At 61.4% G+C, this 13,324-nt stretch carries 11 protein-coding genes and 1 pseudogene; 7 read left to right on the top strand and 5 right to left on the bottom strand.

From position 1 onward, the window contains the following. Both I5W_RS22270 and I5W_RS22265 read left to right on the top strand, forming a co-directional pair. Positions 1-1,185 (top strand): UbiH/UbiF family hydroxylase (locus tag I5W_RS22270; RefSeq protein WP_044530886.1); only part of this gene is annotated, 1,185 nt, incomplete at its 5' end. A 183-nt stretch (positions 1,186-1,368) separates the two neighbouring features. Beyond that, positions 1,369-2,136, top strand: a complete 768-nt coding sequence (locus I5W_RS22265) for a DsbC family protein (RefSeq protein WP_044530885.1) — start codon at positions 1,369-1,371, stop codon at positions 2,134-2,136. Positions 2,137-2,202: 66 nt separating this feature from the next. On the opposite strand, the gene pth is transcribed toward I5W_RS22265, so the two are convergent. Further along, a complete protein-coding gene (gene pth / locus I5W_RS22260; protein ID WP_044530884.1) occupies positions 2,203-2,781 on the bottom strand; it encodes an aminoacyl-tRNA hydrolase in 579 nt (192 codons plus the stop codon). A gap of 225 nt (positions 2,782-3,006) precedes the next feature. Between pth and I5W_RS22255 the strand changes: the two genes are divergently transcribed. The 5 genes from I5W_RS22255 (at position 3,007) to I5W_RS22235 (ending at position 7,477) form a co-directional block, all read left to right on the top strand. Next, on the top strand, positions 3,007-5,358 hold the full coding sequence (locus I5W_RS22255) for a Tex family protein (RefSeq protein ID WP_044530883.1): 2,352 nt from the start codon (positions 3,007-3,009) through the stop codon (positions 5,356-5,358). Between the two features lie 456 nt (positions 5,359-5,814). Then, positions 5,815-6,129 (top strand): hypothetical protein, encoded by a 315-nt coding sequence (locus tag I5W_RS22250; RefSeq protein WP_148289176.1) that lies wholly within the window; start codon positions 5,815-5,817, stop codon positions 6,127-6,129. Positions 6,130-6,218: 89 nt separating this feature from the next. Further along, a complete protein-coding gene (locus I5W_RS22245) occupies positions 6,219-6,641 on the top strand; it encodes a hypothetical protein (protein ID WP_044530881.1) in 423 nt (140 codons plus the stop codon). Beyond that, a complete protein-coding gene (locus I5W_RS22240) occupies positions 6,641-7,000 on the top strand; it encodes a hypothetical protein (protein ID WP_044530880.1) in 360 nt (119 codons plus the stop codon). Before I5W_RS22245 ends, I5W_RS22240 begins: the two co-directional genes overlap by 1 nt. Before the next feature lie 48 nt (positions 7,001-7,048). Next, the gene (locus I5W_RS22235) at positions 7,049-7,477 is read left to right on the top strand and encodes a hypothetical protein (RefSeq protein ID WP_044530879.1); all 429 of its coding nucleotides are present in this window, start codon (positions 7,049-7,051) and stop codon (positions 7,475-7,477) included. Between the two features lie 59 nt (positions 7,478-7,536). Here I5W_RS22235 and I5W_RS22230 read toward each other — a convergent pair. The 4 genes and pseudogenes from I5W_RS22230 to I5W_RS22215 all read right to left on the bottom strand — a co-directional run. Beyond that, a pseudogene (locus I5W_RS22230) lies at positions 7,537-8,287 on the bottom strand (DUF5610 domain-containing protein). Positions 8,288-8,709: 422 nt separating this feature from the next. After that, positions 8,710-9,861 (bottom strand): deoxyguanosinetriphosphate triphosphohydrolase, encoded by a 1,152-nt coding sequence (locus tag I5W_RS22225; RefSeq protein ID WP_044530878.1) that lies wholly within the window; start codon positions 9,859-9,861, stop codon positions 8,710-8,712. A gap of 2 nt (positions 9,862-9,863) precedes the next feature. Then, a complete protein-coding gene (gene aroKB, locus I5W_RS22220) occupies positions 9,864-11,654 on the bottom strand; it encodes a bifunctional shikimate kinase/3-dehydroquinate synthase AroKB (protein ID WP_044530877.1) in 1,791 nt (596 codons plus the stop codon). Between the two features lie 199 nt (positions 11,655-11,853). Further along, on the bottom strand, positions 11,854-13,324 hold a 1,471-nt coding region (locus tag I5W_RS22215), incomplete at its 5' end, for a type IV pilus secretin PilQ (RefSeq protein WP_044530876.1).

Here is a 13,324-nt window from a genome sequence, read left to right as displayed (position 1 = left end):
ACTGATATCTGCATCGTCGGCGACGGCGCGGTTGGCAAGACGGCCGCGCTGGGGCTGGCCCAGGCGGGCTTCAAGGTGACGGTGCTGGCGCCGCCGCCCAAGGACCGCGCGCCCGATCCGGCCAGCTGGGACGTGCGGGTCTACGCGCTGAACCATACCGCGCACCGCCTGCTGTCCTCGGTGCGGGTCTGGGATGCCATGGATACCGACCGCATCGCCCCGGTGGATAACATGACCGTGCACGGCGACGGCGTGCCGGAAAAGGCTCGGCCTGGCTTGCTCAGTTTCGATGCCTACGCCGCGCGCACCGATGCGCTGGCCTGGATCGTCGAGGGCCGCAACCTGGACCAGGCGCTGGATGCCGCCCTGCGCTTCGCGCCCAATGTGCGCGTGGTCCAGGGCCGTGCCACCGCGCTGGCGGTGGCCGGCGAAGCTGCCACCCTGACGCTGGAGTCCGGCCAGTCGCTGAGCGCCTCCCTGGTGGTCGGGGCCGATGGCGCCAACTCCTGGGTGCGCGGGCAATGCGATATCGGGCTGGATTACCGCTCCTACGGCCAGAACGCCATCGTCACCAATTTCTCCTGCGAGCTGCCGCATCGCGGCGTGGCCTATCAGTGGTTCAGCCCGTCCGAGGGCGTGATCGCGCTGCTGCCGCTGCCGGGCAATCGCGTCTCGCTGGTCTGGTCCGCGCCCCAGGCGCTGGCCGATCAACTGCTCCAACTGCCGCTGTCGGCCCTGGCCGAGCGCCTGGCACAGTGGGCCGCGCCGGTCCTGGGTGCCTTGACGCCGCTGCAGCCGGAGGTGGCCAAGGCCTTCCCGCTGCGACTGATCAAGCCCCACGCGATGATCGCGCCCCGCGTGGCGCTGATCGGCGATGCCGCCCACGTGGTCCACCCCATGGCTGGCCATGGGATGAACCTGGGCTTCGGCGACGTGGCTGCGCTGATCGATATCCTGCTCAAGCGCGAGCCGCAGTACGATTGCGGTGATGAGCGCGTGCTGCGCCGTTACGCCCGCGCCCGCAAGGAAGAAGTGCTGCTGATGCAGATCGCCACCGATGGCCTGCATCGGATCTTCTCCACCGAGGCCGAGCCGGTGCGCCTGGTGCGCAATCTCGGCATGAGCCTGGTCAACCGCCTGCCCATCCTGAAGCGTCGCCTCATTGCCCATGCGTTGGGGCAGTAAGCGGCGGCGATTTCAGGTAAGGTAGGGCCTCTGGCGAAGCGCGGCCGCTTTTGCGGCTGTCTTCGCCAGCAAAACACCTTCCCCCCCGACATTATTGAAAACATGTGCGATACCAGTCCTGGCGCGGCTTTGCGGCCGATGCTTCGAAGATTGGAAGCGCGTTTGATTTGAATCAGGACGAGTATGAAAAAATTTTTGACCACAGGTGCGAGCTCCTTGCGCCATCTGAGCATGGCAGCCCTGCTGCTGGTGTCGGCCGTCGTCGGCGTGAGCGCCCACGCGCAAGCCGAGGCGGCTGACAGTACCGAGGCCACCATCAAGAAGCTCATCGAGCCGCGCCTGGGCAAGGATGCCAAGGTTGATTCGGTGACCAAGACGCCCTATGCCGGCCTCTATGAAATCCAGATCGATGGCGACGTCATCTATACCGATGCCAAGGCCCAGTATCTCTTCATCGGCCGTGTGGTCGATTCGCAGACCTATCGTGACTACACCAAGGAAAAGATCGATTCGCTGAACCAGACGCCGTTCTCGGCGCTGCCGCTGGACAAGGCCATCAAGACCGTCAAGGGCAATGGCAAGCGCGTGATCGCCATCTTCGAAGACCCCAACTGCATCTATTGCAAGCGCCTGCACAAGACCTTGCAGGACGTGGACAACATCACCTACTACACCTTCCAGTACAACATCCTCTCGCCGGACTCCATCGTGAAGTCGCGCAACATCTGGTGCGCGCCCAACCCGAGCAAGGCCTGGAACGAATGGATGGTGAGCGGCAAGGAAGCGCCGGCCGCGCCGGCTTCCTGCAATGCGCCCCACGAAGACGTGCTGGCCCTGGGCAAGAAGCTCAAGGTCACCGGCACGCCGACCATCTTCTTTGCCGATGGCTCGCGCATCCCGGGGGCGGTCGATGCCAAGGGACTGGAACAGAAGCTGTCCTCGCTGAAGTAGTAAGCGGATAAAGAAAAGGGCGCTCGCATGACGGGCGCCCTTTGTTCATCTGACCTCGGCAGGGGCTTACTTCCCGGTATGCAATTCCATCATGGCCTGTTCGAACTTGCCCTGCACCAGCAGGGGAATGACGTTGAGGCTCTTGTCCAGCGCTTCGTTGATCAGGTTCTGTTCTTCCTTGCGCGGCCGATGCAGCACGAAGTCGGCGACCGGCTGCTGCAAGCCCAGCGTGCGCGGGTGGCCGATGCCCAGGCGCAGGCGCCAGTAGTCCTGGGTGCCGAGGGCGGCGGTGATGTCCTTCAAGCCATTGTGCCCGCCCGAGGAACCGCCTTTCTTGATCTTGGCCGCGCCAGGCGGCAGGTCCAGTTCATCGTGTACCACCAGCACTTCATCCGGATTGATCTTGAAGAAACGCGCCAGTGCCCCCACCGATTGGCCGGAGCGGTTCATGTAGGTCTGTGGTTCCAAGAGCCACACTTCATGGCCGGCGATGCTGGTCTTGCCGGCCAAGGCATTGAAGCGCTGCTCGCGTGTCAGGCGTACCGGACCGGCAAGGTTGTCGACCAGCCAGAAGCCGGCGTTGTGGCGGGTTTGTTCGTATTCGGGACCGGGGTTGCCGAGACCGACGATGAGACGGATGGACATGGTGCAAAAAGACGAGGACGCGCGATGCGAAAGCGCCGATTATCCCGGCTTTGTGGCTTGCCGTCCAATCCCGCCAGATCGATGGGCCGGCCCGACAGGCCCGTAGTGCCGCGCTTTGCGTGCAATCGGCCAATGTCAAGATTGGCGTGGCAGCCTGAATTGCGTATCATCCAACGCTTGTTTTTCCTCACTGCATAATTGCTTAACTGTTGACTGGGTTTCACCATGCTGCCTTCTATCGAACAACGACTCGCCCTTGAACTCGCCGCCAAGCCGGTTCAGGTCGCTGCCGCCATCGCCTTGCTGGACGAAGGTGCCACCGTTCCCTTCATCGCCCGCTACCGCAAGGAAGTCACCGGCGGCCTGGACGATGTCCAACTGCGTCTGCTGGAAGAACGCCTGCGTTACCTGCGCGAGCTGGAAAGCCGCCGCGCGGCGATCATCGCCTCCATCGAAGAGCAGGGCAAGATGACGCCCGTGCTGCTGGACGCCATCACCCACGCGGAAGACAAGACCCGCCTGGAAGACCTCTACCTGCCCTACAAGCCCAAGCGCCGCACCAAGGCCCAGATCGCCGCCGAAGCCGGCCTGACCGAACTGGCCGATGCACTCTTGAACGATCCGACCCTGAACCCGGAAGAGGAAGCGGCCAAGTTCATCAAGCCCGCCTTCACCACCGACAATGGCGACAACCCCGGCGTACCCGATACCAAGGCCGCTCTGGATGGCGCCCGCCAGATCCTGATGGAGCGTTTCTCGGAAGATGCCGAATTGCTGCAAAGCCTGCGCGAATACTTGACCGAGCATGGCGTGGTCGAATCCAAGGTGGTCGAGGGCAAGCAGGATGCCGGTGAAAAATTCGCCGACTACTTCGATTACTCTGAAACCTATTCCACCATTCCCTCGCACCGTGCGCTGGCGCTGTTCCGTGGCCGTCGCGAAGAAATGTTGAACGTGGTGCTGCGCCTGGATACCGAAGAAGAAAAACCGAAGTGGGACGCTCCACACAATCCCTGCGAAGGTCGCATTGCTTCACGTTTTGGCGTCTCCAACAAGGGCCGTCCGGCCGACAAGTGGCTCTCCGACACGGTGCGCTGGGCCTGGCGCGTGAAAGTCTTCATGCACCTGGAAACCGAGCTGATGACCAACCTGCGCGAGAAGGCCGAGGCCGAGGCCATCAACGTCTTCGCCCGCAACCTGAAGGACCTGCTGCTGGCCGCACCGGCCGGCCCGCGCGCCACCATGGGCCTGGACCCGGGCCTGCGTACCGGTGTGAAGGTCGCTATCGTGGACGCCACCGGCAAGGTCGTGGCTACCGATACCATCTATCCGCACCAGCCCCGCAACGACTGGAACGGTTCGCTGCACACCCTGTCGCAACTGGCCGAGAAGCACAATGTCTCGCTGATCTCGATCGGTAACGGCACCGCCTCGCGTGAAACCGACAAGCTGGCGCAGGACCTGATCAAGTTGCGCCCGGAACTCAAGCTCACCAAGATCGTGGTGTCCGAAGCGGGGGCATCGGTGTATTCCGCTTCCGAATTCGCTTCCAAGGAATTGCCGGACCTGGATGTGTCGCTGCGTGGCGCCGTCTCGATTGCGCGCCGCCTGCAGGATCCGCTGGCCGAGCTGGTCAAGATCGATCCCAAGTCGATCGGCGTGGGCCAGTACCAGCACGATGTGAGCCAGTCGCAACTGGCCCGTTCGCTGGATGCGGTGGTCGAGGACTGCGTCAACGCGGTTGGGGTCGATGTGAACACTGCTTCAGCTCCGCTGCTGGCACGCGTCTCGGGGCTCAATGCCAGCGTGGCGCAGAGTATCGTGTCCTACCGGGATATGAAGGGTATGTTCAATTCTCGTGCAGCGCTGCGCGAGGTGCCGCGCCTGGGCGACAAGACTTTCGAACAGGCTGCCGGCTTCCTGCGCGTGATGAATGGCGAGAACCCGCTGGATGCTTCGGCGGTCCACCCGGAGTCCTATCCGCTGGTGGAAAAGATCCTGGCCGACATCAAGAAGGATGTGAAGAGCGTGCTGGGTCAGACCTCGTTGTTGAAGGGCCTGTCGCCGGCCAAGTATGCCGATGAGAAATTCGGCGTGCCCACCGTCACCGACATCCTGAAGGAACTCGACAAGCCGGGTCGCGACCCGCGTCCTGAATTCACCACCGCCACCTTCAAGGAAGGTGTGGAAGAGATCAAGGATCTGCGCGTGGACATGATCCTGGAAGGCGTGGTCACCAACGTGGCCGCCTTCGGTGCCTTCGTCGATATCGGCGTGCACCAGGATGGCCTGGTCCACATCTCGGCGCTGTCCAACAGCTACGTGAAGGACCCGCACACGGTGGTCAAGGCGGGCCAGGTGGTCAAGGTGAAGGTGCTGGAAGTGGACGAGAAGCGCAAGCGCATTGCCCTGACCATGCGCCTGAACGACACTGCTCCGGCCCCGGGCGCGCGCAATGAACAGCGCGGCGACCGCACTGATTCGCGTCGCCTGTCGCAGCACCAGAACCAGCGCGGCCGCGAGCAGGCGCCGGCCAACAATGCGATGGCGGCGGCGTTTGCCAAGTTGCGTGGGTGAGGTGATCGACTGATCGTGTTGCCCACTGTATCGGCGGTTTCGGATGCTGATGCTCAAGAGTACTGAAGATGGCCGCTCCTTGTCGGGGCGGCCATTTTTTTTGAGCGCTTTCAAAATTGGCGATCGCAGTGGCGTTACGTTCTCCAACTATTTTTATTTATGGCACTTAAAGCGTAGCTTTTGTGAGCACTCGCATCGTCCTTCATTACCATGGCTGCCCTGTGTCCGAATCTGACGATGATGTGTAGCAGCACTGAATCATCTCCTCCAGACCGGTCATCTCGATCACGGAAAGGAACTGAGGATGAGTGTACGCGTTGGATGTCGACTCTGGTCGTCGCATCTGTTATTGCTCTGTCGCGCGGCGGGACTGCCTAGTATGGCTGTCATGGCTTTGCAAGCCCTGCACATCGCCTTTCTCCGTTCCGAAACAAACTGCATGTCCGGTCCAGCATCATGAAACCAGGCCAACTGAAACATCCGATGCTGCTTCGCTTCATCATCCTGATCATCGGCACGTTTGGCCTGGTCGGGTTGTCCTGGATAACCCGGTATTGCGCGCTGTTGGTGGTTGTTGCGGCCATGCTGCTGGCGCATCACACCTGGCCGAGCAGATTGGGATGGAGACTAATCATCAGCTTTGTGGTGCTGCCGATCCTGTTGCTCATCGGTGTGATATGGGGCGCTGCTGATTTCTCCCTGGATTTTAGAGGCCCTTTCGGCACAGCTATCGCCGTTTTTTTATCACGTTGGCGGCACTGGCACTGCTGATTTTCTACGCCACCCAAGTGAACAACGATAGTCAGTGAGCGCGCCAGTGCCTTTCGTCATGACCATCCCGCTTGGAATTGCCCACGACCATGAAGAATGTATATCTCAAAAAGCCACGACTGCTACTCGCCGTCATTGTGATCCTGGCCGGTTTCGGTATTGCCCTGAATGGGTTGATCTATCCGTGGATGGATGGAGGCTTTCTGTTTTGTTCCCTAGTATTGCCGTTGATTCTGACCTTGCATTACATCGTTCCCACTAAGATGGGAGCGCAACTCATCGCGACCCTTGCCACGGTAGCGAGCTTGTGCATTCTTTGGAGCGTGATGTTTGTTTATGGGCTGTTTCCTTTCATGTCCCTGCCGGCAATTTATCTTGCACTGTTCCTGCTGACATTTTTTCTCCTCTTCGCATCCTTGTTCCTCATTGCCTATGCGGCCCGTACCACGTCTGATCCCATGCAGATGAGGCTAGCTGATTCTTCCCATGTTCCCCAGCGTGCTGAGGGCTGATGATGAGCAAGCGTCTGAAACATCCCGATCTGTTTTTCGCCGTCATCCTCGTGACAGGTATCTGCGTATTTCGAGGCCTGCCGCTCACCGGAGGTTATTCCCTGTTCTTTCTCATTCCGCTTTTTATGTTGATCTGGCATTACGCGATGCCGACGCTCACGGGATGGGTACTGATCATCGTATTCATGCTGGTGCCTTATCTCTTCCTGTTGGAAAAGGCATGGCGGCAGGCGGGTCTCAGTTTGGAGATTGAAAGCTACGGCGATGCGCAGATTGTGATGGCAATTGATATTTTTCTGACGGTGACGTGGGTGATCGTGACCGCATATGCGAGTCGGGTGACGCGCGAAGATGCGTAGTTCTACTTTTTCGATGTTGCAAAGGAGCGTGATTTGGAATCAAAACCCGTGTATCAACTCGATCATCCCCGCTTGCTGAAGGCCTTGATCGTCTTCATCGCCATCGGCACCTTCAATTCCATGGTGCGCCTGATTGCCAGTTCTTACGGATCGTCGATCGGCTTCGAACTCCTGTTGCTCCTCGTGACTGCCCTCGTGCCATGGGTTCACTACTTGAATCCCAGCAGCATCGGTGCCATGGTGCTGAAGATACTGTCCGTGATACAAGGTGTGGTCAGCGCGTTCCAGCTCTTCTACGTCTTCGAGCCGGAATTCCAATTTTCAAGGGGGCCGGGAATATGGCTGTGGTTTCTCGGGAGCCAGATCCTGTCTTTCGCCGTTCATGTTCTGTTGTTCAGGGCGGCCAACGTCCACATGGAGAAGAGCGGGTTCAGCGAGACCGTCGAATGGCTCGACGGCATCGCCAAAGACAAATAAAAACGGCCGCCCGCAGGCGACCTTCAGCAGGCTGATGCCCAGCCTTGCGCCGACGCGCATCAGGCGCTGGTACTGATCCGCGTCTGACTCACCGACACCGAAATGCTCACCGTCGTCTCGCTGGCCACCAGCGTGCCGCCCTGGCCATCACCGTTATCAGTGCTGCCCTCGCCATCGCCACCTTCCGGCTTGCCACCCTTGACCTTGTTGATGAAGTCGTTGAGCGACTTCTGTACCAGGTCATAGGTCTTGTCGATGTTGCTGGCGATATCGCCTTGCAGGACCTGTAGGCTTTCCAAGATGCCGCGCGCTTCCTTGAAGCCTTGGTCGACACCCTTGAAGATGAGGTTCATGTAGTCATCGACGTTGCTGGCGTCTTCCTTGTCCGGGTTGTTCTTCTTGTACAGCTCGAACATGTTGGTGATGAAGGAAACGATGCGGCCGGCCGTCGCTTCCGGCGAGTTGTCTTGCGAGGACGCCGCCTGTAGGGCGTGTCGCCCAGTGCGGGCGCAGGATGTCGTTGATGTTTTCGATGGCGGTCTTGTAGACCAGCGACAGCGGGTCGTTCTGGGTCTGCAGCGACACTTCCAGCGAGGATTGCACGATGGACAGGTTGAATTGTGCCTTGGCACCGCTCACGGTGAGCAGATTGGCCTTGCGGGCGTCGGCGATCTTGTCCTTGCCTGCGGCATCGGCGGTGGTGGCGGGCAGCTTGTCGGTGTCGCCGGTGGCGTTGGAATTGCTGGTGGAAGCGTTGGTGCTGGGCAGCACGGACTTGGTGTCCACACCGCTGGTGTTGCCAATGGCCATGACGGTCTCCTCAAAAGAAAGGGGATCCGGGCATCAAGGGGGAAGACGGATCCATGGAAGCAAGGCCGCGCGGGATGCGGTGCCGCTCCATTCGTGCATAACGGCCCGATCAGTGCGGACTTGATGTTGACAGAAATTTACACCTGTCAGTTTCAGTGACAAGAGGCTTGTCTAGCCTGCATTGCAGCTGCGCAATGTGTCGAAGATCCTTGCCTGGCAAGGCTTTTCGGCGATCCGTTGCGTACCGTCGAGCGGATGGGGGACTGGAAATAATTTTCAGGAAAAATGTAACGAAATGTGGGCGGGACAATACCTGCAGGATTTCATTGCGGGTATGCAATGAACGAGGTGATGACAACACACCCAAGGATGAGCTGAGAAAAAACGCAGCGTATCGAAACGCTGCGTTCAGTCCTGCATATTCATTCCATCACGAACAGACGGCGGTGTTCACGGATGGCATAGCGGTCGGTCATGCCGGCGATGTAGTCGGCTACCTTGCGCGCCTGCTTGTCCAGGCGCTGGGTATCGTCGGCGATGCCCTTGACCTGGTAGTCCGGTGGCAAGAGGTTGGCTTGTCCCATGAAGGCTTCGAACATCTCGGCGATGATGCGGCGCGCCTTGGCGGTCATGCGATTGACCTGGTAGTGACGGTAGAGCTTTTCGCGCAGGAATTTCTTGAGCACCGCCGCTTCGCTGGCCATCGCATCGGAAAAGGCGATCAATGGCGGCGCATTGCGCACCTCTTCGATGTCGCGCGGGGCGATCTCGGCAATGTGGGCGCGCGAGGTCTGGATCAGATCGACGATCAAGGCATTGATCATGCGGCGTACCGTCTCATGGATCACGCGGCGCCCGGTGATGCCGGGATAGGCTTGCTCCACCTGGCGCAGATGGCGTCCGAAGAAATCGACCTCGCTCATCAATTCCATCGTCAGCAAGCCCGAGCGCAGGCCGTCGTCGATGTCGTGGTTGTTGTAGGCGATTTCATCGGCCAGGTTGGCCAGTTGCGCTTCCAGCGAAGGTTGCTTCCTTTCCAGGAAGCGCACGCCGATCTCGCCCAACTGGCGGGCGTTGTGCAGCGAGCAGTGCTTGAGGATGCCTTCGCGGGTTTCGAAGGTCAGGTTCAGGCCATCGAAGGCGCCATAGTGCTGCTCCAGCTCATCGACCACGCGCAGGCTTTGCAGGTTGTGTTCGAAACCGCCGTGATGCTTCATGCAATGGTTCAGCTCATCCTGGCCGGCATGGCCGAAAGGCGTGTGGCCGAGGTCGTGGGCCAGCGAAATGGCTTCCACCAGGTCTTCGTTCAGTTGCAGGTTGCGCGCGCAGGAGCGGGCGATCTGTGCGACTTCGATGCTGTGGGTGAGGCGGGTACGGAACAGATCACCCTCGTGATTGACGAAGACCTGAGTCTTGTATTCGAGACGACGAAAAGCGGTGGAATGGACGATGCGGTCACGGTCGCGCTGGAACTCGCTGCGCGATCCGGGCGGGGTCTCACTGTAGCGCCGGCCTCGCGAACTTGCCGAGTGGGCGGCATAGGGGGCGAGGTGGTCGGGCGCTTCAGTGTGCATGTTTATTCTCCAGTGCAGGCCGCCAGGGTTTGCAAGAGCATGTCCTGCGGCGCGTTGGTGATCAGGGGACTGCCCAGCGGCTTGATCAGGATGAATTTGATCGCGCCGCCTTCGTTCTTCTTGTCTACTTCCATCAGGTCCAGCCAGCGCGCGGTGCCCAGGTTCGGGGCCACCGTCGGCAGGCCGGCGGCGGCGGTCACGGCGCGGATGCGCTCGCGCGTGGCGTGGTCGATATAGCCCAGGCGCTGCGACAGGTCGGCCGCCATCACCATGCCGCAACCGACCGCTTCGCCATGCAGCCACTGGCCGTAGCCGAGGCCATTCTCAATCGCATGGCCAAATGTGTGGCCGAAGTTGAGGATGGCGCGCAGGCCGCCTTCGCGTTCATCCTGGCGCACCACCTCGGCCTTGATCTCGCAGGAGCGCTGGATGGCATAGGCCAGGGCGGCGTCATCCTTGGAGACCAGTCGGGCCATATTGGTTTCGATCCAGTCGAAGAAGGGCGCATCGATGATGGCGCCGTGCTTGATGACTTCGGCAATGCCGGCTGCCAGTTCGCGCGGCGGCAGGGTATGCAGCGTGGCGGTATCGGCGATGACGGCCTGCGGCTGGTAGAAGGCGCCGATCATGTTCTTGCCTAGCGGGTGGTTGATGCCGGTCTTGCCGCCGACCGACGAATCCACTTGCGACAGCAGCGTGGTAGGCACTTGCACGAAGGGCACGCCACGCATGTAGGAAGCTGCCGCAAAGCCGGTCAGGTCGCCGATCACGCCGCCACCCAGGGCGATGAGGGTAGTCTTGCGATCGCACTTGTCGGCCAGCAGGCGATCGAAGATCTTCATCAGGCTGGCCCAGTTCTTTTCTTCCTCGCCATCGGGCAGCACGATCTCGGTGACCTGCTTGCCGGCCGCGCGCAGGGCATTGCCGACCTTGTCCAGGTAGAGCGGGCCGACCTTGTCGTTGGTGACGATGGCGACGCGCTTGCCCTTGACGTACTGCGGCAGCAGCTTGGCATCGTCCAGCAGGCCGCGGCCGATGTGGATGGGGTAGCTGCGCTCGCCCAGTTCGACTTGCAGGGTGAGGGAGGCGGCGCTGGAGGCGTGGTTCTGGTTCATGCGATGAGGCTCGGATTGGGCGCTGGCAGCGCCATGGAAGATCTGGGTGGAGTGATGGTGCGACACCGTGGTGGAACCGTCGGCAGCCTGGGTGAGCACGGCGCTGCTGGTTTCCAATACGACGGTTTCGTCAGGTTCCGGGCTGACCAGCCAGTCCTCTTGCTTGGGTGACAGTTCCAGGTGGCTGATGATGGTCTGCACCAGGAATTGCACATTGGGACGGTTGGTTTCGACCACGAAATCGGCCACCTCGCGGTACAGCGGATCGCGCTGGCGCGAGAGTTCTTCCAGCTTGCGGCGCGGGTCGGCGATCTGCAGCAGAGGGCGGTTCTTGTCGCGTCCGGTGCGCTGCAGGATCTGGTTGATGCTGGCGCGCAGGTAGACGACGGTGCCGCCCTTCTTGAGATTTTCGCGGTTCTCGGCGCGCAGGACCGCGCCGCCGCCGGTGGCCAGCACGATGTCGGGCAGGGCCGCCAGTTCGCGGATCACCTCGGCTTCGCGGCGGCGGAAGTTCTCCTCGCCCTCGATCTCGAAGATCACCGGGATGGTGGCGCCGGTCCGCGCCTCGATTTCGTGATCCGAATCGATGAAGCGCTTGTTCAGCTTTTTGGCCAGGGCCCGGCCTATGGTGGTCTTGCCGGCTCCCATCAGGCCGACAAGGAAGATGCTTCCAGTCATATCTAAGAATTCTGCGCTCTGCGCTACTGGCCAATGTCATGGCGCCGCACGTCTGCGGGCACGGTCGCCTGCCGCCCGGTGGACGGCTACCAGGGCCGCCGCTGGCGGGCTGGCGCCCGGCGCCGCGGGCCTGGAACAGCGATTTTACCGTCCTTTGCCCCGCCACCGGGGAAAAATCCCGCAGCCCGTGGCGCGGCGCTCAATACGGGCGCGGCGTGGCGACGATGCGGGGCGTGAGGAAAATCAGCAATTCGGTCTTGTCGCGCACCTTGCTCTGGCTGCGAAACAGCGCCCCCAGCACCGGAATCTCGCCCAGCAGCGGTACCCGGGTTTCCTGGTCGTTGTCGGTCTGGGTATAGATGCCGCCGATGACTACCGTGCCGCCGTCTTCCACCTGGACCTTGGTCTTGATGTGCTTGGTATTGATCGCCAGCCCGCCTGGCGTGACGTTGCCGCGGCTGTCCTTGTTGACGTCCACGTCCAGGATCACATTGCCGTCCGGGGTGATCTGGGGCGTGACTTCCAGTTTCAGGTTGGCCTTCTTGAAGGCGGTCGAGGTGGTGCCGTTGCCGGCGGCTTGCTGGTAGGGAATTTCCTCGCCCTGCTCGATCAGGGCGGTCTGCTGGTCGGCCGTGACCAGACGAGGGCTGGAGACGATCTTGCCGCGCCCATCGGCTTCCAGCGCCGACAGCTCGACGTTGAGGAAACGCTGGGCGGCAGCATTGAAGAGGGTGAAGGCGAAGCTGCCCGGGGTGGCGCCACTGAGGGCTTCGGCGCGCAGGTTCAGGGCGGGATCGCGCAGGGTGGGGCCAGCAGGAGCCTGGCCGGTCGGGGCGGCCTGTGGGTTCTGGCTGCTCGGGCTGCCTTGGCCGCTTTGCTCGCCGACGGCCGCATAGCTATTGCCCAGCGCCGCGCCGCGCGTGGTCACCGCCAGGCCCAGCTTGACGCCCAGGTTGCGGGCGAAGCTGTCATCGGCCTCGACGATGCGCGCTTCGATGAGTACCTGGCGCGAAGCCACGTCGATGCGCTCGATGAGCTTGCGCACATTGGCCAGCACGGCCAGGGTATCGGTCACCAGCAACTGGTTGGTGTGGCTGTCGATCATGGCGCTGCCGCGGCGTGACAACAGGCTGTTGCGGCGATTGGCCTGGGTGTTGCCGTCTTCGCCGATGCCCAGTGCCTTGCGCAAGGTATCGGCGCGCTGGTAGTTGAGCTGGAAGCTTTCGGCGTGCAGCGGTTCGAGGTCGGCGATCATGGCCTTCTGCTCCAGCTCCTGGCGTTCGCGCGCCAGCATTTCCTCGCGCGGGGCGATCCACAGCACCTCGCCGCTGCGGCGCATTTCCAGGCCCCGCGCCTGCAGGATCATGTCCAGCGCCTGGTCCCAGGGCAAGTCTTTCAGGCGCAGGCTCAACTGGCCAGTGACCGCATCGCTGGCCACCAGGTTGACGCCGCTGAAGTCGGCCAGTACCTGCAGGGCAGTGCGCACGTCGATGTTCTGGAAGTTCAGCGACAGCCGGTCGCCGGCATAGGTCTTGCCATCCTGCAATCCTGGCGATGTGCTGCCGGCGAGCACCGGCAGCACATCGATCATCAATCGCTGTCCACTCTGATAAGCCTGGTAGCGCCATTGGCCTTGCGCCTCCAGCACCAGGCGCACGCCGCCTTCGTGG

The organism is Herbaspirillum sp. B65 (genome assembly GCF_000333555.1).
GTDB lineage: Bacteria > Pseudomonadota > Gammaproteobacteria > Burkholderiales > Burkholderiaceae_D > Herbaspirillum > Herbaspirillum rubrisubalbicans.
Note: the sequence above shows the minus strand (reverse complement) of the source record. Positions and strands in the feature narration are given on the sequence as shown.

What these genes read in the sequence shown, in the direction of transcription:
- I5W_RS22225 (WP_044530878.1), bottom strand. Translation starts at nt 9,861, where the DNA reads ATGCACACTGAAGCGCCCGACCACCTCGCCCCCTATGCCGCCCACTCG.
- aroKB (WP_044530877.1), bottom strand. Translation starts at nt 11,654, where the DNA reads ATGACTGGAAGCATCTTCCTTGTCGGCCTGATGGGAGCCGGCAAGACC.
- I5W_RS22255 (WP_044530883.1), top strand. Translation starts at nt 3,007, where the DNA reads ATGCTGCCTTCTATCGAACAACGACTCGCCCTTGAACTCGCCGCCAAG.
- pth (WP_044530884.1), bottom strand. Translation starts at nt 2,781, where the DNA reads ATGTCCATCCGTCTCATCGTCGGTCTCGGCAACCCCGGTCCCGAATAC.
- I5W_RS22245 (WP_044530881.1), top strand. Translation starts at nt 6,219, where the DNA reads ATGAAGAATGTATATCTCAAAAAGCCACGACTGCTACTCGCCGTCATT.
- I5W_RS22265 (WP_044530885.1), top strand. Translation starts at nt 1,369, where the DNA reads ATGAAAAAATTTTTGACCACAGGTGCGAGCTCCTTGCGCCATCTGAGC.
- I5W_RS22250 (WP_148289176.1), top strand. Translation starts at nt 5,815, where the DNA reads ATGAAACCAGGCCAACTGAAACATCCGATGCTGCTTCGCTTCATCATC.
- I5W_RS22240 (WP_044530880.1), top strand. Translation starts at nt 6,641, where the DNA reads ATGATGAGCAAGCGTCTGAAACATCCCGATCTGTTTTTCGCCGTCATC.